This window comes from Streptomyces sp. NPDC001922 (assembly GCF_042891165.1).
Taxonomy (GTDB): Bacteria; Actinomycetota; Actinomycetes; order Streptomycetales; family Streptomycetaceae; genus Streptomyces.
The window spans coordinates 219,655-237,825 of sequence record NZ_JBIASV010000016.1 but is presented as its reverse complement, the minus strand read 5'-3'; the positions used below and the strand labels follow the sequence as shown (position 1 = coordinate 237,825).

Genomic DNA, 18,171 nt, shown 5'->3' with positions numbered 1-18,171 from the left:
GGAGCGGGGTCCCCCCCCCCCCCGCATGGTGGGGGTGGGCCCCTGCTGCGGCGGCCGCGCCCCCCCCCCCCCCCGGGGCGGGCGGCCGGGGGCCAACCCCCCCCGGGCCCGCCGTCCGCTTTCGTCTGCGCTCCTGGAGGGCGCCCCGCCGCGCGCCCCTCCCGCACACCGGCCGCCCCACTGCGCACGGCCATCCGGAGGATTACCTTCCGCAGGGTGGGGGTACGACCGCCGTGGACCGGTTTGCACCTGCCTGCCACCTGTAGTAACGGGAGGGATATTCACCATGTTCTGGGAAGCGCTCGGCTCAGTGGTCATCGGTCTCGCGATCGCCTACGCGAGCACCCGCCGGCTCCCTGAGCGGCTCCCGGCCCCTCCGCTCGTGTTCGCCACCGGCGCCGTCGCGGCGCTCTTCGGTGGCCTGGTCACGCACACCGCGGTGGGCGGCGGTCATCCGCTGGCGACGCTCGTCGGCGCCGTGGTGATGTGCGTGGCACTGCTCTCGCTGCTGATCCGCCCATCGGGACGGATGCGCCGCTCAGCGGCGGCCTGACGGCCCACCGGCCGCCGGGCCGCCTTTTTGCACGGTCCGGGTCCCGGGCCAGTGCCCGGGGACCCGGAGAAGAACGTCAGGCGGCCAGGCCCAGAGCGGCCATCCGCTTGGTGTGCGCCTCGGTGATCCGCGAGAACATCTTGCCGACCTCCGCCAGGTCGAAGCCGTCGGCGACCCCGCCGACGAGCATCGTGGAGAGGGCGTCCCGGTCCGCGACGACCCGCTGCGCCTGGCTGAGCGCCTCGCCCATCAGCCGCCGCGCCCACAGCGCCAGCCGGCCGCCGACCCGGGGCTCGGCCTCGATCGCCGCACGCACCTTCTCCACGGCGAACGACGCGTGCCCGGTGTCGTCGAGCACCTGGAGCACCAGCTTGCGGGTGTCGGCGTCCAGCCGGGCCGCCACCTCCCGGTAGAAGTCACTGGCGATCGAGTCCCCGACGTAGGCCTTGACCAGGCCCTCCAGCCAGTCGGACGGCGCGGTCTGGCGGTGGAACTCGTCCAGCGCGGCGGCGAACGGTGCCATCGCCTCGGTCGGCTGCGCGTCGATGGCCGCGAGGCGGTCCCGCAGCCGCTCGAAATGGTGGAACTCGGCCGATGCCATCTTCGCCAGCTCCGCCTTGTCCTCCAGCGTGGGCGCCAGCTTGGCGTCCTCCGCGAGCCGCTCGAAGGCCGCCAGCTCGCCGTAGGCCAGCGCACCGAGCAGGTCCACCACGGCGGCGCGGTACTGCGGCTCGGCGGATGCCGTGGCCCAGTCCTGGGCTGCGATCCCGGTGGGCTGCGCGGCGGGGTCGGGGGTCTCGTCAGACGTCTCCATGGAGCGCACAATAGCCCGCTCGGCTCGACGGGGAAGGCCCTGGTCAGACACGCGCGACGGACACCGCCCGACGATTCGCACAACACGGATGCGCGAATCCGGGGTACAGTGATAATGCACCCGCCGATGAGTCGGTGGGTCATCGCATGAATGCGGATGCCCGGTCGGAGGCCCGATCGGCTCCGACCGACAGGCCCTCCGTGCGGAGTGTGGGCAATACACGCACCGCCGACAGGGGTCCCGCTCGCGGCGCGAGCGGATGCGCGAGAGCCCAGTGGTCCTGCGCCATTCGGCCACCCACGGCCGGTCGATCCCGGCGCGGTACGACCCTCCTCGCCCCTGTGCGCCGCGTCTCACAGAAGAGGCAAGCATCCTGACTACGTTCCGAGACCTCGGGATCCTCCCCGAGACAGCCGAAGCCCTCGAGGCCGTCGGCATCACGTCCCCCTTCCCCATCCAAGAGATGACACTCCCCGTGGCCCTCGCCGGCAACGACGTCATCGGCCAGGCCAAGACCGGAACCGGCAAGACGCTCGGTTTCGGCCTTCCGCTGCTGGAGCGCGTCACCGTCCCCGCGGACGTCGAGGCGGGCCGGGCGCAGCCCGAGCAGCTCACCGACGCCCCGCAGGCGCTCGTGGTCGTCCCCACCCGCGAGCTCTGCCAGCAGGTCACCAACGACCTGCTCACCGCGGGCAAGGTCCGCAACATCCGGGTCCTCTCCATCTACGGCGGCCGGGCGTACGAGCCGCAGGTCGAGGCGCTCAAGAAGGGCGTCGACGTGATCGTCGGCACCCCGGGGCGGCTGCTCGACCTCGCCGGCCAGAAGAAGCTGAGCCTCTCCTCGGTCCGGGCCCTGGTGCTCGACGAGGCCGACGAGATGCTCGACCTGGGCTTCCTGCCGGACGTCGAGAAGATCATCCAGCAGCTGCCGGCCAAGCGGCAGACCATGCTGTTCTCGGCCACCATGCCGGGTGCGGTGATCTCGCTGGCGCGGCGCTACATGTCCCAGCCCACGCACATCCGCGCGACCTCGCCGGACGACGAGGGCCAGACCGTCGCCAACACCACGCAGCACGTCTTCCGGGCCCACTCCATGGACAAGCCCGAGATGGTCGCGCGGATCCTCCAGGCCGACGGCCGCGGGCTCGCGATGATCTTCTGCCGGACGAAGCGGACCGCGGCCGACATCGCGGACCAGCTCACCCGGCGCGGCTTCGCCGCCGGCGCCGTCCACGGCGACCTCGGCCAGGGGGCGCGGGAGCAGGCGCTGCGCGCGTTCCGCAACGGCAAGGTCGACGTGCTGGTGTGCACCGACGTCGCGGCCCGCGGAATCGACGTCGAGGGCGTGACCCACGTCATCAACTACCAGTCGCCCGAGGACGAGAAGACCTATCTGCACCGCATCGGCCGGACCGGCCGCGCGGGTGCCTCGGGTACCGCCGTCACCCTCGTCGACTGGGACGACATCCCGCGCTGGCAGCTGATCAACAAGGCGCTGGACCTGCCGTTCAACGACCCGGCGGAGACGTACTCCACCTCTCCGCACCTCTACGAGATGCTGAGCATCCCGGAGGGCACCAAGGGCATCCTGCCGCGGTCCGAGCGGACCCGGGCCGGTCTCGGCGCCGAGGAGATCGAGGACCTCGGCGAGACCGGTGGCCGAGGCCGCCGGGGCGGCCGTGGCGCCGCCGTCGAGGAGGAGCGCCCGCAGCGCACCCGGACCCCGCGCCAGCGCCGCCGGACCCGCGGAGGTGTGCCCCAGGACGCCGCGACGCCCGCCGACAGCGCCGCGACCGCCGGGGAGACCGCTGCGGACGCCGCGGAGCCGGAGGCCGGGTCCGCCGGGCCGCGGACCCCGCGCCGCCGGCGCCGGACCCGCTCGGGCGCGGGCGCCGCTCCGGAGGCCGCCGAGGCCGCGGTCGACACGGCGGAGGGCGCCGAGGCCAAGCCGGCCCGCCGCCGGACCCGCTCGGCCGCCTCCAAGGCCGCCACGGAGACCGCACCGGCCCCGGCGGCCGACGGGGAGGCCGCACCGGCTCCCCGGCGCCGTCGGACGCGCTCCGCGAAGCCGGAGGGCGAGGCGGCCGAGGCCGCGGCGCCGGAGGCCGGTGAGGCGGCGGGCGACGCCGCCAAGCCCCGCCGTCGCCGCCGGACGCGCTCCACGGCCGCCAAGGCCGAGACCGCGCCGGAGAGCTGACACAGCAGAACGCCGGACGGCCCGCACCCCACCCGGGGTGCGGGCCGTCCGGCGTTCCGGATCCGCCGCCGCACAGCTCCTCCCCTGCCGGCCACCAGCCCGGTGGCGCAGTCATCCGTCCGTTCGGCGGATTCCGCACGCCCGGCGCGGCGGTGCCGCCCGCCGGATGCCGGGACGTCAGGGACGGCCGCTAGCCTCAACCGCATGAGCAGGCCCCCCTTCCTCACCCTCCCCCCGTGCGCCCGGGCCCACCGACTCGGCACCGCGCGCGGCGACTTCGCGGTGCACGACGCCGTTCCGCCGGCCGGGACCCCGCAGCGCGGCAGCGCCCTTCTCGTGCCCGGATTCACCGGCAGCAAGGAGGACTTCATCGCGCTGCTGGAGCCCCTCGCCCACCGCGGCTTCCGGGTCGTCGCCGTCGACGGGCGCGGGCAGCACGAGTCCGGCGGCCCGCGCGACGAGGGCGCGTACGCGCAGGCGGAGCTGGCCCGGGACGTCCTCGCGCTGGCCGCCGCGGTGGGCGCGGACGGCGGGCCGGTGCACCTGGTGGGCCACTCCCTGGGCGGCCTGATCGCCCGTGCCGCCGTCCTGGCGGACCGCACGCCGTTCACCTCGCTGACGATCATGAGTTCCGGGCCGGGGGCGATCTGCGAGGCCCAGCAGGCCCGCACCAAGCTGCTGGTCGACGCGCTGCTGGTGTGGGACATGGAGACGGTCTGGCAGGCGATGCGGGAACTCGACCCGCCGGAGGCCGCGGGGGACGCGACCCCGCCCGCGGTGCGGGAGTTCCTGCACCGCCGCTGGCAGGGCACCGTCCCGGAACAGCTGATCGCCACCGGGAAGCAGCTGATCGGCGAGCCGGACCGGGCCGACGAGCTGGCCGCGGTGCCACTGCCGAAGCTGGTGCTCTCCGGTGTGGTCGACTACGCCTGGCCGGTGCCGCTGATGGACGCCATGGCGGACCGGCTGGCGGCCCGGCGCGCGGTGATCGACGGCGCCGAGCACTCCCCCGCCGCGGAGCAGCCGCAGCCGACGGCGGAGGCCCTCGCCGCATTCTGGGAGGACGACGGGGCCTGGGAGGGCGTCGGCGCCCGGGAGGGTGTCGGGGCCTGACAGCGCGCCGGAGGAAGCCGGAGCCGGTTTCCCGGGCGCCGCGGGTCCCGGCCCGGTCCGAACGGCCGGGGCCCGGTCAGAGCAGCTGGGCCTGGAGGTGGTCCCAGAAGCCGTCGCGGAGCGCCCGCCGCAGGTCAGCATGGCCCCGCAGGGAGTGCTGGAGCAGCCCCTCGGCCTCGTTCAGCAGCTCCTGGTCCGTGGAGCCCGGGAGGTAGGGGTGGCCGGGCAGCAGCTCGGCCAGGGCGTCCCGGCCGCGCTCCCCCAGCCATCGGGAGGCCACCCGGGCACCGACGAAGCGGACGTCCTCGCGGCCGGGCGCGGGACAGGCCTCGCCGCCGGGGTCCGGGTACGGCTCGTACGCGGCGGACCGCCGGGTCACGTACGGCTTGCAGAAGTCGAGGTCGAAGGTGCGCTGGCTGTCGACCTCCCAGAGCAGCGGGTCGGCCTGGTTGCGGCCGCCCGTGGCCTCGATGCCCCACAGGTGCACCCGGGCCCCGTAGCTCTGCGCCGCCTCGACGGCGGAGACCAGGTCCTCGTCGCCGCCGATCAGCACCGCGTCGCTGATGGCACGGTGGCGGGCGAGGGTCTCCAGATCGGTGCGGATCAGGGAGTCGACGCCCTTCTGCTGGTTGTTGGCGTTGAGGTTGCCCAGCCGGACCTTGACGTCGGGCAGCTCGGCGATCCGCTGCTGCTCGGTGGTGTGGAGACGGCGCCGGGCGCCGTCGTACCAGTAGACGCGGAGCAGCCGGCTGTCCGGGAAGATCGTCCGGGCCTTGTCGATGAACGCGTCGATGAGCCCCTCGGCGTCGAGGTCGAAGGCGCGCCGGTCCTCGGTGCCGGCGGCGAGCCGCCCCATGGCCGCGTACACGTAGCCGGCGTCGGCGAACACCGCGTGGATCGAGGGCGTGGTCGAGACCTTCGCCAGCACGCGCTGGAGCAGCTCGTTCGTCCGCTCGATGCCGGCGGTGACCGCGGCGGGGTCGATGGGCCTCGGGGGCTCTGCGTCGCTCATACGGGATTCATTCTCCGGGTCCCCGGAGAACGGTCACAACCTGCGGTCTTACCCGCCAGTAGTTAGTCATGCGAATATTTTCCTTAGCGTAGGGAATGTTTGCAGGGTGCACCTCGGTTGTACCGAGCACCACGCGGGACACCGAAGTCACGCAATCCACTCTTAACGGTCAGGCAATGACCGTGTCGAATCGCGGGCCCATCGTGGAATGAATCCCGCACCAGAGTTCTCCTCCAGGAGGATCAGACGAAGGGAGAAGCCCTATGCGCTTCGAGATCATGCACCTCGACGACGTCGACGGCACCGCCGTGGACAGCACCGTCGTGGACGCCGCCTCCGTCAACCGGATAGTGCAGCAGGCCGCGGCGAGCGGCACGCGCATCTACATCCGCCCGGCCGACACCGCGGCCCGGTAGTACTTCCGCGCAGCGCCCCCGCACACACCGTGCGGGGGCGTTGCGCTGTCCCGGGGGCGCGCTCGGCCGGCGTCAGGCGCCCTGGATGAACTGGGTCACGCCGTTCGCGATCTGCTGGACCGCGATCGCCGAGAGCAGCATGCCGGACAGCCGGGTGACCAGCACCACGCCGCCGTCCTTGATCAGCCGGATGATCAGCAGCGAGTACCGCATGGTCACCCACAGCACGACGTGCATGGCGAGGATGGCCGCCCAGACCGAGAGCTGACCGCTGAAGTCATGGGCCCGCTGCACCGCCAGGATCACGGTGACGATGGCGCCCGGACCGGCGAGCAGCGGCATGCCCAGCGGCACGAGGGCCACATTGACGTCCTTGGTCTGCGTGGGCTCGTCCGTCTTGCCGGTGAGCAGGTCGAGGGCGACGAGCAGCAGCAGCAGTCCGCCCGCGACCATCAGGGCGGGCACGGAGACGTGCAGGTAGTCGAGGATCTGCTGACCGCAGATGCCGAAGACGGCGATGACGCCGAAGGCGACGAGAACCGCCTGGAGCGCCATCCGGCGCTGGACCTTGACGGCCCGGCCGGAGGTCAGCGCGAGGAAGATGGGCGTGATGCCGGGCGGATCCATGATCACGAAGAGCGTAACGAAGACGGATCCGAACAGAGCGATGTCGAACACGGTGCAGCCTTGCGGGGAGAGTGGTACGAGAAGCGGCGGGAGCCGTAACGGACGGTCGGGGTGCGGGGCGGGTCAGCCGCCCGTGCCGGGCACGGGGAAGGCACCGGTCGCCCGGCGCACGATCTCGCCGTAGACCTCGGGGTCGGTGACGTACTCCCCGAGGCGGCAGGTCTTGCGGCTGCCGTGGTAGTCGCTGGATCCGGTGGCCAGCAGGCCGAGGTCGGCGGCGAGGCCGCGCAGCCGGGCCCGGGTCGCCGGGTCGTGATCCATGTGGTCGGCCTCGACGCCGTCCAGCCCCGCCGCGGCGAGCTCCGCCAGGGCGCTCTCGGGCACGCAGGCGCCGCGCTTGACGGCCAGCGGGTGGGCCAGGACGGCGACCCCGCCCGCCGCCTTGACCAGACGGATGGCGTCGAACGGGTCGAGTTCGTGCTTCTCGACGTAGGCGCGTCCGCCGTTGGCGAGCCAGTCCGGGGTGAAGGCGTCGGAGACGGTCGGCACGACGCCCAGCTCGACCAGGGCGGTGGCGATGTGCGGCCGGCCGACGGCCCCGTCGCCCGCGATCTCCGCCACCCGCTCCCAGGTGATGCCCACGCCCAGCTCGCGCAGCCGGGCGACCATGGCCTGCGCCCGGGGGACCCGGTCGTCCCGGACGAGCTCCCGCTCACGGGCGAGGTCGGGCTCGTCGGGGTCGAAGAGGTAGGCGAGCAGATGGAGGCCGATGCCGTCCCGCTCCTCCGCCTCCGGCGAGGCGGGGGCGAGCCGGCAGGAGAGCTCCGCGCCGGTGACCAGGGTCAGGCCCGAGGGCAGCGCGGCCTTCGCCGCGGCGTGGCCGCCGACCGTGTCGTGGTCGGTGAGCGCCACGACGTCGAGTCCGGCCGCCGCGGCGTTCCGCACCAGCTCGGCGGGGGTGTCCGTGCCGTCCGAAGCGGTGGAGTGGGTGTGCAGGTCGATACGCACGCGGCACGCCTCCGGGCTTCGGTCTCGGACGGGGGGACGCTCCAGGATAACGGGGCGGGCGCACCGCCCCGGACGGAGCGGTTCGGCACCGCCCGCGGCACCGGGGGAGGACCCGTTCGGAACCCTGCTTTCCCAGCGACTGTGAAGGTGCGGCAGCCGCACTCGGCAGTCCGGCCTTCGGAAGGCGGCCCGGGCGCGACGGCAGGCCGTCAACGGCTCCGGGCAGGCGCCGGGGTCCGCGCCGGGGTCAGGAGAGGATCCGGGGCGAGAGCGCCCCGCACGGCACGAGGTCGATCTCGGCGCCCGCCTCGCGCAGATCGGTGAGCACCACCTCGTCGTAGAGCAGCAGCCCGGACAGCTCCGGCCAGACGATCGCCCACAGCCACAGGCCGCGCGCCTCCCCCGCGAAGACCGCCCGGTCCCCGGGGACGCCGCCGACGTGCCAGAGCGGCGTGGGCCGGCCGGCGGCCAGCACCTTGGCGTCCGGTGGCTTGTCCACGCAGAGCCGCGATCCGGGGTCGGGCCCGGGAAGGCCGGCGTACCGGGCCCCCAGTCCGACGCCCAGCTCCTCGGCCACCAGGATCAGTTCGCCGACTCCGCCCAGCGGTCCGGGTCCTGAGCAGGCGACAGCCGTGGCCCGGCCGCCGTTGCGGTCGTCACCGGCGCACGCGACCCCGGTGAACAGCCAGCCGATGGGCAGCGGCCACGGCATCCACACCGGGACGTGGGTCCGGCCCACGACCACGCCGAGCGCTTCGACGCTCGGCGGGACGACGGGTTGCAGAGGGTGCACGGTGCCGTGAATGTCGCACTGCCACGAATCCGCGAAGAGACCGGGTGCCCGGACCCGGCCACCGCACTTCGGGCAACTGGGTTCGCCCCTCATAGGCCCCCACGGTCCTCCCCGGCCGTCGCCGCGTCAAGGACGATCACCCGTCCGGTTGCGACGGCGTCGGGGCGATTTACGTGTAGCTTGCATTAATTAGGCTGCCTAACCTACTGTGTGTCATGCACAACGATGTTCCGCCGAGCCGGAGGAAGTGGCAGACCATGCAGCAGAGCAGAAGCAGCGGCGGCGCCGTGGAGGACCCCTTCGAGGCCGGCCGTCCCAGCATCCTGCGCCAGCCGGGGGCCGTCTGGGCCACGGCCGGCGCGGCCGTGGTGGCGTTCATGGGCATCGGCCTGGTCGACCCGATCCTGCCGTCGATCGCCCGGGGGCTGCAGGCCACGCCGAGCCAGGTCTCCCTGCTCTTCACCTCGTACTTCCTGATCACCGCCGTCGCCATGCTGCTCACCGGCTTCGTGTCCAGCCGGATCGGCGGCCGCCGCACCCTGCTGGCCGGTCTCGCGCTGGTGGTCGTCTTCGCCGCGCTCTCCGGCACCTCCAGCTCGGTCGGCGAGCTGGTCGGCTTCCGCGCGGGCTGGGGCCTGGGCAACGCGCTCTTCGTCTCCACCTCACTGGCGGTGATCGTGGGCGCGGCGTCGGGCGGCAGCGCGGCGGCGATCCTGCTCTACGAGTCCGCGCTCGGCCTCGGCATGGCCTGCGGACCGCTGCTCGGCGCGGTGCTCGGCGACCTGAACTGGCGCTACCCGTTCTTCGGCACCGCCGCGCTGATGGCCATCGGCTTCGTCGCGATCACCGCGTTCCTGAAGGAGCAGCCGCGGCCGGCCCGGCGGACGTCCCTGCTCGACCCGGTCCGGGCGCTCGGCCACGGCGGGCTCGCCTCGGCCGCCGCCTCGGCGTTCTTCTACAACTACGCCTTCTTCACGGTGCTGGCCTTCACACCGTTCGTGCTGAACATGACCCCGTACGGCTCGGGCGCGGTCTTCTGCGCCTGGGGTGTGCTGCTCGCCGTCTTCTCCGTGCTGGTGGCGCCCCGCCTCCAGGAGCGCTTCGGCTCCCCGGCGGTGCTGGGCGGGTCCCTCGTGCTGTTCGCGGCGGACCTGCTGGTGCTCGGCTACGGCGACCGCACCACCGCCATCGTCTGCACGGTGCTCTCCGGCGCGCTCATCGGCCTGAACAACACCGTCTACACGGAGCTGGCGCTCGGGGTGTCCGACGCGCCGCGCCCGGTGGCCAGCGCGGGCTACAACTTCGTCCGCTGGTTCGCGGCCGCCGCGGCGCCGTTCCTGGCACCGAAGATCGAGGAGTGGACCGACATCCACATGCCGTTCGTGGTCGCCGCGGGCGCGGCGCTCGCGGGGGCGGCCGTGGTGGTGGTCCGGCGCCGCTCGCTGAGCCGCGCCGCGGAGGAGCCGCGGCCGGCGCACAAGCGGGAGGACGCGGTGCCCGCCGCCCAACCCGCCTGACGTCCCGGGGCGGCGGCCCGCCCCCTCAGGGGCCCTCGCCCCGTGCCCGCCCGGGCCGCGCGCTCACGGCGCCAGGGCCCCTCAGTCCAGCGGTACGGACCTGCGCTGCGGATCGCGCAGGTCCGTGCCGTGCGTCAGCCAGCGCTTCTCCAGGGCACCCGCTCCGTGCACCCGCTTCCAGGCCGCCTCGTTGGCGGTCATCGGCAGCAGCGGCAGGAAGCGCACCGGGTCCAGGGGCGCGTCCAGCTCCAGGTTCTCCACCAGTCCGCCGGACTCCGCCACGAGCACGGAGGAGAACGGCGCCTCCGGCCAGAGCGGCTCGCCCACGTCGAGCGAGGCCCCCGGCGCGACGACGACCCCCTCGACCTGCGGCGAGGCGGCCAGCACGGCCAGCGGACGGAGCACCTTGTCGGTGTCGGCCTGCCCGGTGCGGACCGAGATCAGCAGCTCGGCGCGGGGACCGCGCACCGGGTCGGCGAGGGCGGCGGTGGGGTCGGTCATCGGCTGCGCGGACATGCCGAGCGTGGCGTAGCGCACCACCTCGCCGTCGGCGAAGCGCAGGACCTCGATGCGGTCGGTGCCCAGGAAGGTGACCGCGGCACGCGCGTCCGGCGTACCCAGCGCCGACCGCAACCGGGCTTCGACCAGCTCAAGAACGTCTGACATACCGTGAGCATAGAACGCGTATGCAGCAGGCAAAGTCGAGACTTGACACGCCGGTCGACTGATAGTCTTGGCCGCTGATCAGGGCAGCACGGAGCAGCACCGTATGTCCGAGCCCTGATGATCAGTCTCGCGGCGCATGTCGCGATCCGTGTTTTCCCTACGGGGAACCGGCCGGAGGAGGTGGGGCTGCGGTGGATCCTAGTCGACCGTGCAGTACCAACAGTTCTTCCGTGCGCTGCCACTTCTTCGCGATCTGAAGCCTCCGTACCCAGCCGCCGAGCGGCGAAACCACTGAGGTTCACGGCAATCCGGAAGAGCGACCTCGTTGTGACTCGTCCGTGCCTTGATTTGCCGTCACCGCGGCGACAGCGGTGCCGCCCGCTTTGCCGGCGTGCAGAACACGCGTACGTCGGTATTACGGGCAGCGCTGTTCCCCCGGGGAACCCTCCCCCCGCGGAACCCAGCCGCCGACGGCCGGCCCGTAAAGGAGCCTGCCATGTCGATGATCCGTGACCTGCGTGCCGCCGTGCGCCCCGCCCTGCGGAAGGGGCTCGCCGGCTACGGCGGGACCGGGACCGAACAGCCCGGTGCGCCGACCTCCGTGGTGGACTGCGCCGTGTACCGGGACGGCAACCGTGTCCGGGAGCAGCTGACGCCCGGGGAGGCCATGCGCCGGGTGCGCTCCGAGGGTGGCTTCGCCTGGATCGGACTGCACGAGCCCACCGAGCAGGAATTCGCCGGTATCGCCCAGGAGTTCGGGCTGCACCCGCTCGCCGTGGAGGACGCGATCCACGCGCACCAGCGGCCCAAGCTGGAGCGGTACGACGACACCCTGTTCACCGTCTTCAAGACCATCCACTACGTCGAGCACGCCGAGCTCACCGCGACCAGTGAGGTGGTGGAGACCGGCGAGGTGATGTGCTTCACCGGCCGGGACTTCATCATCACCGTCCGGCACGGCGGCCAGGGCTCGCTGCGGGCCCTGCGGCACCGTCTCCAGGACGACCCGGAGCTCCTCGCCAAGGGCCCCTCGGCCGTGCTGCACGCCATCGCCGACCAGGTCGTGGACGGCTACATCGCGGTGGCCGACGCGGTGCAGGACGACATCGACGAGGTGGAGATCGAGGTCTTCAGCTCGGCGCCCGGCGGCGGCAGTGCCCGCGGCGGCGACGCCAGCCGGATCTACCAGCTCAAGCGGGAGGTGCTGGAGTTCAAGCGGGCGGTCTCGCCGCTGCTGCGGCCGATGCAGCTGCTGTCGGAGCGGCCGATGCGGCTGGTCGACCCGGACATCCAGAAGTACTTCCGGGACGTCGCCGACCACCTGGCCCGGGTCAACGAGCAGGTGGTGTCCTTCGACGACCTGCTGAACTCCATCCTGCAGGCCAACCTCGCGCAGGCGACCGTCGCCCAGAACGAGGACATGCGCAAGATCACCGCATGGGCGGCGATCATCGCCGTGCCCACGATGATCTGCGGTGTCTACGGCATGAACTTCACCTACATGCCGGAGCTGCACTGGAAGTACGGCTACCCGTCGGTCATGGCGGTGATCGTCGGGATCTGCTTCGCGATCCACCGGGGCTTCAAGCGCAACGGCTGGCTCTGAGCGGGGCTTCAGACCGGGGCACCGAGCGCACCGGCGGCTCCGGGCGCACGTCCGCCGGCCGGGGGCGGGGCGTCCGTCAGGGCACCCGCTCGCGGTCGCCCCTGATCACCAGGGCGAGGCCGGCGAGGATCACCAGCAGGGCCGCACAGCCGGCCAGGGGCGGGGTCTGGCCCAGCCACACCGCGGCGATCAGCGCCGCCCCCGGGGTCTCCAGCAGGATCGCGGTCGAGGTCACGGACGGCCCGAGGCCGCGCACCACGCGGTTGATCAGGGTGTGGCCGAGCAGCTGGGCGCAGACGGTGAGCAGGCCGAGCTTCAGCCAGGTCTCCCCGCTGTACCCGGTGAGCGCGGAGCCGGAGACCAGGCAGACGACCAGCAGCAGCGCGGCGGTCGTGGTGTAGCAGACGGAGGAGTAGGCGGTCGTGGTCACGGTGCGGCGCACCGCGGACCCGATCAGCACGTACCCGGCCGCCGCCATACCGCCGCCCAGCGCGAGGGCGTCGCCGGCCAGGGCGGACGGGGACAGCGACAGGTCCACCCCGGTGAGCACCAGCACCCCGAGGAACGCCACGGCGGTGCCCGCCCAGACCAGGGGGGCCGGCCGGTGTCCGCGCAGCCGGAGCACCACGGTCGTCCAGATGGGCGTGGTGGTGACCAGCGCGATCGAGGAGGCCACGGACGTCAGACGCAGGCTGGGCAGCCAGAGCCCGAAGTGCAGCGCGAGCAGGGCGCCGGCCGCGGCGGACAGCAACAGCTCCCGGCGGCCCATGCCGCGCAGTTCGGACCGGTGCCGGAGCAGCGCGAGCGGGGCGAGCGCGCCGGCCCCCATGGCGTTCCGCCAGAACGCGATGGCCAGGGCCGGTGCGGCGGTCGCCGCGATGAGCGGCGCGGAGAACGAGATCCCGGAGACGGCCACCGCGAGGAGCAGCAGGTCGATCCGGTGGGCGGACACCGCGCCGGGGGCGGCGGCGGTCCGGCCGCTACGGGTCGGGGCTGCGGGCACGGGGTCCTCACGGGGTGCGGAGGGGGAGAGCGGAGCGGACCCGTTCAGCGTAGGCCGCGGGGCGGGCGGCGCACCCGTGGGGCGGGCGCCGTCATGCCGGGGCTCCGGTGGCGCAGCCGTGACCGGACCGGAGGCGGCCGGGCGGCGAGGCTTAGAGTGAGGTCATGACGCAGACGCCCGCCCTGATGGACCGCGCCCTCATCGAGGAGGCCACCAAGAAGTCCGGCCTGATCTGGGTCCGGGGCAGCGACGGAGCGGTCGCGCCGGCCCGCCCGCTGTGGCACCTGTGGCTCGACGGCGCCGCCTGTCTCGTCGGGGACGGTCCGGGCGAGCAGCCGTTCACCGGGCTCGGTCTCACCGACGGCGGAACCGCCGAGGTGACCGTGCGCAGCAAGGACAAGGGCGGCCGTCTGGTGAGCTGGCCGGCCCGGGTGACCGAGCTGGCTCCCGGCGGCGAGGGCTGGCAGGCCGCCGTCGACGAGCTGAAGGGGAAGCGGCTGAACGCCCCGGACGCCGAGCAGATCACCGACCGCTGGGCCCGGGAGTGCCGGGTGCTGCGGCTGGAGCCCGCGGGTGCCCCCGGCGGGCTGCCGGACGGCTCACTGGCCGCCGTGCCCCCGCAGTCCCCCGCCACCACGCGGCGTCCGATCCCCGCCGCACTGCCGAAGCTGCTGGGCCGGGGGCTCCTGGGCCGCAGGCGCCGCCGGGGCGGCGCCGCGGAGTGAGGACGGCCGGTACGGCGGAAGGTCCGCGAGTTCCGTGGGAATTCCGCGGGCCCGCGGAAGGCCGGAGCGGCCCGGACGGCAAGCCCTAGTTTGTCGAGATCTGCCGGCCGTAGTCGACGATGTGTTCCTTGTCCGGCGCCTTCAGGCCGAAGTCCTGGTTCCAGTCGGAGAGTTGGACCACTCCGGCGCCGCCCGCGCGCTGCAGCCGCAGCGGGTAGGGCGTGCCCTCCAGCGAGACGTCGAAGGCGCCGCCGGCGCCGTTCCCCGCGGTGACCCGGACGGTGCGCACCCCTCCGACGCTGCCGCGGTCGCCGGCGGCGCGCTTGCCGTGCAGACCGAGCAGGCCGTCGAGCATCAGGTCCATCTCGGTGAAGCCGCTGAGCTGCTTGTACGCGGGGTCGCCGCTGGGCACCTTGACGTACTTGTCGTCGAGCTTGCTGGCCGCGGCGCTGTCGGAGGGCGTGGAGCCGCCCTGCTGGCCGGACCAGAAGGCGGTGTCGGCCTTCAGGTAGAGCTCGTCCCCCACCCGCAGCAGCTCGAAGCGCCTGCCCTTGGTGGAGACTTGGCCGATCCCGCCGTCCTTCTTCAGCCGCATGTCGAGCCGGTAGGTCCGCCCCTTGGTGACGAGGCTGCCCGCCAGCCGTACCGCCTCGGCGCCGTCGACGGCCTTGCGGGCCTTGCCCTCGATCTTCGTCGCGGAGAGCTTGCCGACGCCGTTCGTCCCGGCGTCGGGGTCCTCGCCGCTGCCGCACCCGGCGAGCGCCGCGGCGAGTCCCGTGCACACGGCCCCCACGAGTACCGCGTTCCGTGTGCGGGGGAATGCAGTCACGTCGGCTGTGCCTCCTGGATGCGGGTGACCTCGACAGCAGACGGCAGCGTACCTGGGCGGTACCCGGGGCTCGACAGGCAGCCGTCCGGCTCCCCTGTTCCGGCGGCCCCGACCGGGGCACGTTAGCCTGAATCCGATATCAGACCTTTTGCCCGGATTTAAGGAGGCGCGCGACATGGCGGGTGGCGCCCCCCGGGTCTTCATCTCCCACCTCGCGGGCGTCGCGGTGTTCGACCCCCACGGCGACCAGGTCGGCCGGGTGCGCGATCTGGTGGTGATGCTGCGGGTGGGAGGCCGGCCGCCGCACGTGCTGGGGCTGGTCGTGGAGGTCGTCAGCAGGCACCGGATCTTCGTCCCGATGACCCGGGTCACCGGTGTGGAGTCCGGCCAGGTCATCACGACCGGGGTGATGAACATGCGCCGCTTCGAACAGCGGCCGACGGAGACCCTGGTGATCGGCGAGCTGCTGGACCGGCGGGTGCGGCAGGTGGAGACGGGCGAGGAGGTCACCGTCCTCGACGTCTCGGTGACCCAGCTGCCCGGCCGCCGGGACTGGGAGATCGACAAGGTCTTCGTCCGGCGCGGCCGGGGCGGCGCGCTGCGGCGCCGCGGCGAGACCCTGACCGTCGAGTGGTCGGCCGTCACCGGCTTCTCCGTCGAGGAGGAGGGGCAGGGCGCGGCCAACCTGCTGGCCACCTTCGAACAGCTGCGTCCCGCGGACCTCGCGAACGTCCTGCACCATCTCTCCGCCAAGCGCCGCGCCGAGGTCGCGGCGGCGCTCGACGACGACCGGCTCGCCGACGTCCTGGAGGAACTGCCCGACGACGACCGGGTGGAGATCCTCGGCAAGCTCCAGGAGGAGCGGGCCGCCGACGTCCTGGAGGCCATGGACCCGGACGACGCCGCCGACCTCCTCTCCGAGCTGCCCGAGACGGACAAGGAACGCCTCCTCGGCCTGATGCGCCCGCACGACGCCGCCTCCGTGCGGCGGCTGATGTCGTACGAGGAGAGCACCGCGGGCGGCATCATGACCACCGAACCGATCGTGCTCCGGCCGGACGCGACGGTCGCCGTGGCCCTCGCCCGGGTCCGCGACCCGGACCTGACCCCCGCCCACGCCGCGCAGGTGTACGTGTGCCGGCCGCCCGACCAGACGCCCACCGGCACCTACCTGGGCGTGGTGCACTTCCAGCGGCTGCTCCGCGACCCGCCCTTCACCCTGGTCGGGGCCATCGTGGACAGCGATCTGCAGCCGCTGCCGCCGGACGCCCCGCTGCCGGTGCTGGCCGGCTACCTCGCGACGTACAACCTGGTCGCGGCGCCCGTCGTCGACGAGGCGGGGCACCTGCTGGGGGCGGTCACGGTGGACGACGTCCTGGACCACATGCTGCCCGAGGACTGGCGCGAGTCCGAGGTCCCCCGGGCGTGGGGAGCCGCCCATGCAGGCTGACCGCCGCGACGGCCGCACCGACCGCCCGCGCCCGGAGCGGGTGGAGCGCGCCGAGCGGGTGCGCCGTCTCGACCTGCCGCAGATCCGGCGGCGCAGGCCGCTGCCGGAGTACGACCCGGACGCCTTCGGACGGCTCTCGGAGCGGATCGCGCGCTTCCTGGGCACCGGCCGCTTCATCGTCTGGATGACGGTCGTCATCCTGCTCTGGGTGGTGTGGAACATCGCCGCGCCGTCGGATCTGCGCTGGGACGAGTACCCGTTCATCTTCCTGACGCTGGTGCTGTCGCTGCAGGCCTCGTACGCCGCCCCGCTGATCCTCCTCGCCCAGAACCGGCAGTCGGACCGGGACCGCGTCAGCCTCGAACAGGACCGCGCCCGGCACGAGCGCAGCATCGCCGACACCGAGTACCTGACCCGGGAGGTGGCGGCGCTGCGGATGGGGCTCGGCGAGGTCGCCACCCGGGACTGGATCCGCTCCGAGCTGGAGGAGCTGCTCAAGGACCTGGATGAGCAGCGACCTGCGGAAAGTGACCAACGCGACCGCTGACGTCCTTTCCTCGCCGTCGGTCCGGCGCCGTACCATCGGGGCATGGCTACCGACACGACCGACGCCCCCGACGCAGTGCCCGCCGAAGAGGCGGTGCGCGACGCGCTCGCGACGGTGAACGACCCCGAGATCCACCGCCCCATCACCGAACTCGGGATGGTCAAATCGGTGGACATCGCGGCGGACGGGTCGGTCGCGGTCGGCGTCTATCTGACGGTCTCCGGCTGCCCCCTGCGCGACACCATCACCCGCGAGGTCACCGAGGCGGTCTCCCGGGTGCCGGGCGTCACCGGGGTCAGCGTCGAGCTCGACGTGATGAGCGACGAGCAGCGCAAGGAGCTGACCGCCTCGCTGCGCGGCGGCACGGCGGAGCGCGAGGTGCCGTTCGCCAAGCCGGGCTCCCTGACCCGGGTGTACGCGGTGGCCTCCGGCAAGGGCGGCGTCGGCAAGTCCTCGGTCACGGTCAACCTGGCCGCGGCGATGGCGGCGGACGGGCTGAAGGTCGGTGTCGTCGACGCCGACATCTACGGCCACTCGGTGCCGCGCATGCTGGGTACGGACGGCCGCCCCACCCAGGTCGAGAACATGATCATGCCGCCGTCGGCGAACGGCGTGAAGGTCATCTCGATCGGGATGTTCACCCCGGGCAACGCCCCGGTGGTCTGGCGCGGCCCGATGCTGCACCGCGCCCTCCAGCAGTTCCTGGCGGACGTCTACTGGGGCGACCTGGACGTGCTCCTCCTCGACCTGCCGCCGGGCACCGGTGACATCGCCATCTCGGTGGCGCAGCTGGTGCCGAACGCGGAGATCCTGGTGGTGACGACGCCTCAGCAGGCCGCCGCCGAGGTGGCGGAGCGGGCCGGCTCCATCGCGGTGCAGACCCACCAGAAGATCGTCGGCGTCGTGGAGAACATGTCGGGGCTGCCCTGCCCGCACTGCGACGAGATGGTCGACGTGTTCGGCACCGGCGGCGGGCAGCGGGTCGCCGAGGGGCTGACCCGGACCACCGGTGCCGAGGTCCCGGTGCTCGGCGCCATCCCGATCGACGTCCGGCTGCGGGAGGGCGGCGACGAGGGCAAGCCGGTCGTGCTCACCGACCCGGACTCCCCCGCGGGCAGCGCGCTGCGGGACATCGCGGGCAAGCTCGGCGGCCGTCAGCGCGGCCTGGCGGGCATGACGCTGGGGCTCACCCCGCGCAACAAGTTCTGAACCGCACAACACCCGTCCGACGGCGGGGTGTTCCGGGGCGCGGAGTTCCGGGAACGCCCCGCCGTCGTCGCGTCCCGGGGTGTCCG

General features: G+C 73.3%; 18 protein-coding genes. 10 read left to right on the top strand and 8 right to left on the bottom strand.

Translation table 11 applies throughout. The features are described 5' to 3' along the window. Nucleotides 1–286: 286 nt before the first annotated feature. Entirely contained in the window at nt 287–553 is a 267-nt protein-coding gene (locus ACFYYR_RS28015) for a hypothetical protein (protein ID WP_388859320.1), read from the top strand. Nucleotides 554–629: 76 nt separating this feature from the next. Here ACFYYR_RS28015 and ACFYYR_RS28010 read toward each other — a convergent pair whose 3' ends face one another. Next, the gene (locus tag ACFYYR_RS28010) at nt 630–1,367 is read right to left on the bottom strand and encodes a ferritin-like fold-containing protein (protein ID WP_388859317.1); all 738 of its coding nucleotides are present in this window, start codon (nt 1,365–1,367) and stop codon (nt 630–632) included. Nucleotides 1,368–1,830: 463 nt separating this feature from the next. Here ACFYYR_RS28010 and ACFYYR_RS28005 point away from each other — a divergent pair, with 463 nt between their 5' ends. Together ACFYYR_RS28005 and ACFYYR_RS28000 are read left to right on the top strand one after the other, a co-directional pair. Next, nucleotides 1,831–3,564, top strand: a complete 1,734-nt coding sequence (locus ACFYYR_RS28005) for a DEAD/DEAH box helicase (RefSeq protein ID WP_388859314.1) — start codon at nt 1,831–1,833, stop codon at nt 3,562–3,564. 204 nt (nt 3,565–3,768) lie between these two features. Continuing rightward, complete coding sequence (locus ACFYYR_RS28000) at nt 3,769–4,677, top strand: alpha/beta fold hydrolase (protein ID WP_388859311.1); 909 nt, start codon at nt 3,769–3,771, stop codon at nt 4,675–4,677. Between the two features lie 76 nt (nt 4,678–4,753). On the opposite strand, the gene ACFYYR_RS27995 is transcribed toward ACFYYR_RS28000, so the two are convergent. Then, complete coding sequence (locus ACFYYR_RS27995) at nt 4,754–5,689, bottom strand: NYN domain-containing protein (protein WP_388859308.1); 936 nt, start codon at nt 5,687–5,689, stop codon at nt 4,754–4,756. Nucleotides 5,690–5,952: 263 nt separating this feature from the next. Here ACFYYR_RS27995 and ACFYYR_RS27990 point away from each other — a divergent pair, with 263 nt between their 5' ends. Next, the gene (locus ACFYYR_RS27990; RefSeq protein ID WP_351514972.1) at nt 5,953–6,105 is read left to right on the top strand and encodes a hypothetical protein; all 153 of its coding nucleotides are present in this window, start codon (nt 5,953–5,955) and stop codon (nt 6,103–6,105) included. A gap of 72 nt (nt 6,106–6,177) precedes the next feature. Here the strand turns inward: ACFYYR_RS27990 and ACFYYR_RS27985 are convergent, their stop codons facing one another. From ACFYYR_RS27985 to ACFYYR_RS27975, 3 genes are all read right to left on the bottom strand, one after another. Continuing rightward, nucleotides 6,178–6,783: a MarC family protein gene (locus ACFYYR_RS27985; protein WP_388859305.1), complete on the bottom strand. Its 606-nt coding sequence runs from the start codon at nt 6,781–6,783 to the stop codon at nt 6,178–6,180. A gap of 72 nt (nt 6,784–6,855) precedes the next feature. Then, complete coding sequence (locus tag ACFYYR_RS27980) at nt 6,856–7,740, bottom strand: PHP domain-containing protein (protein WP_388859301.1); 885 nt, start codon at nt 7,738–7,740, stop codon at nt 6,856–6,858. A gap of 247 nt (nt 7,741–7,987) precedes the next feature. Next, nucleotides 7,988–8,626, bottom strand: coding sequence for a DUF6758 family protein (locus ACFYYR_RS27975; RefSeq protein WP_388859298.1), 639 nt, complete (start codon nt 8,624–8,626; stop codon nt 7,988–7,990). Between the two features lie 164 nt (nt 8,627–8,790). Between ACFYYR_RS27975 and ACFYYR_RS27970 the strand changes: the two genes are divergently transcribed. Then, nucleotides 8,791–10,050: an MFS transporter gene (locus tag ACFYYR_RS27970; RefSeq protein WP_388859295.1), complete on the top strand. Its 1,260-nt coding sequence runs from the start codon at nt 8,791–8,793 to the stop codon at nt 10,048–10,050. Between the two features lie 81 nt (nt 10,051–10,131). On the opposite strand, the gene ACFYYR_RS27965 is transcribed toward ACFYYR_RS27970, so the two are convergent. Continuing rightward, nucleotides 10,132–10,716, bottom strand: coding sequence for a suppressor of fused domain protein (locus ACFYYR_RS27965; RefSeq protein WP_388859292.1), 585 nt, complete (start codon nt 10,714–10,716; stop codon nt 10,132–10,134). Between the two features lie 496 nt (nt 10,717–11,212). Between ACFYYR_RS27965 and ACFYYR_RS27960 the strand changes: the two genes are divergently transcribed. Then, entirely contained in the window at nt 11,213–12,322 is a 1,110-nt protein-coding gene (locus ACFYYR_RS27960) for a magnesium and cobalt transport protein CorA (protein ID WP_388859289.1), read from the top strand. 76 nt (nt 12,323–12,398) lie between these two features. Here ACFYYR_RS27960 and ACFYYR_RS27955 read toward each other — a convergent pair whose 3' ends face one another. Further along, complete coding sequence (locus ACFYYR_RS27955; RefSeq protein ID WP_388859286.1) at nt 12,399–13,325, bottom strand: DMT family transporter; 927 nt, start codon at nt 13,323–13,325, stop codon at nt 12,399–12,401. A 164-nt stretch (nt 13,326–13,489) separates the two neighbouring features. Here ACFYYR_RS27955 and ACFYYR_RS27950 point away from each other — a divergent pair, with 164 nt between their 5' ends. Beyond that, nucleotides 13,490–14,050, top strand: a complete 561-nt coding sequence (locus tag ACFYYR_RS27950; protein WP_388859283.1) for a hypothetical protein — start codon at nt 13,490–13,492, stop codon at nt 14,048–14,050. A gap of 85 nt (nt 14,051–14,135) precedes the next feature. Here ACFYYR_RS27950 and ACFYYR_RS27945 read toward each other — a convergent pair whose 3' ends face one another. Beyond that, nucleotides 14,136–14,879: a hypothetical protein gene (locus ACFYYR_RS27945; RefSeq protein WP_388859280.1), complete on the bottom strand. Its 744-nt coding sequence runs from the start codon at nt 14,877–14,879 to the stop codon at nt 14,136–14,138. A gap of 175 nt (nt 14,880–15,054) precedes the next feature. On the opposite strand from ACFYYR_RS27945, the gene ACFYYR_RS27940 reads away from it, so the two are divergent. From ACFYYR_RS27940 to ACFYYR_RS27930, 3 genes are all read left to right on the top strand, one after another. After that, nucleotides 15,055–16,329: a magnesium transporter MgtE N-terminal domain-containing protein gene (locus tag ACFYYR_RS27940; protein ID WP_388859277.1), complete on the top strand. Its 1,275-nt coding sequence runs from the start codon at nt 15,055–15,057 to the stop codon at nt 16,327–16,329. Continuing rightward, nucleotides 16,319–16,876, top strand: coding sequence for a DUF1003 domain-containing protein (locus ACFYYR_RS27935; protein WP_388859274.1), 558 nt, complete (start codon nt 16,319–16,321; stop codon nt 16,874–16,876). The genes ACFYYR_RS27940 and ACFYYR_RS27935 overlap by 11 nt, the downstream gene beginning before the upstream one ends. 75 nt (nt 16,877–16,951) lie before the next feature. Continuing rightward, complete coding sequence (locus ACFYYR_RS27930; protein WP_388859360.1) at nt 16,952–18,085, top strand: Mrp/NBP35 family ATP-binding protein; 1,134 nt, start codon at nt 16,952–16,954, stop codon at nt 18,083–18,085. Nucleotides 18,086–18,171: the final 86 nt, after the last annotated feature.

Coding starts and splice junctions, on each gene's coding strand:
- ACFYYR_RS27965 (WP_388859292.1), bottom strand. CDS start 10,716: ATGTCAGACGTTCTTGAGCTGGTCGAAGCCCGGTTGCGGTCGGCGCTG.
- ACFYYR_RS27940 (WP_388859277.1), top strand. CDS start 15,055: ATGGCGGGTGGCGCCCCCCGGGTCTTCATCTCCCACCTCGCGGGCGTC.
- ACFYYR_RS28015 (WP_388859320.1), top strand. CDS start 287: ATGTTCTGGGAAGCGCTCGGCTCAGTGGTCATCGGTCTCGCGATCGCC.
- ACFYYR_RS27975 (WP_388859298.1), bottom strand. CDS start 8,626: ATGAGGGGCGAACCCAGTTGCCCGAAGTGCGGTGGCCGGGTCCGGGCA.
- ACFYYR_RS28010 (WP_388859317.1), bottom strand. CDS start 1,367: ATGGAGACGTCTGACGAGACCCCCGACCCCGCCGCGCAGCCCACCGGG.
- ACFYYR_RS27970 (WP_388859295.1), top strand. CDS start 8,791: ATGCAGCAGAGCAGAAGCAGCGGCGGCGCCGTGGAGGACCCCTTCGAG.
- ACFYYR_RS27935 (WP_388859274.1), top strand. CDS start 16,319: ATGCAGGCTGACCGCCGCGACGGCCGCACCGACCGCCCGCGCCCGGAG.
- ACFYYR_RS28005 (WP_388859314.1), top strand. CDS start 1,831: ATGACACTCCCCGTGGCCCTCGCCGGCAACGACGTCATCGGCCAGGCC.
- ACFYYR_RS27995 (WP_388859308.1), bottom strand. CDS start 5,689: ATGAGCGACGCAGAGCCCCCGAGGCCCATCGACCCCGCCGCGGTCACC.
- ACFYYR_RS27990 (WP_351514972.1), top strand. CDS start 5,953: ATGCGCTTCGAGATCATGCACCTCGACGACGTCGACGGCACCGCCGTG.
- ACFYYR_RS28000 (WP_388859311.1), top strand. CDS start 3,769: ATGAGCAGGCCCCCCTTCCTCACCCTCCCCCCGTGCGCCCGGGCCCAC.
- ACFYYR_RS27960 (WP_388859289.1), top strand. CDS start 11,213: ATGTCGATGATCCGTGACCTGCGTGCCGCCGTGCGCCCCGCCCTGCGG.
- ACFYYR_RS27950 (WP_388859283.1), top strand. CDS start 13,490: ATGACGCAGACGCCCGCCCTGATGGACCGCGCCCTCATCGAGGAGGCC.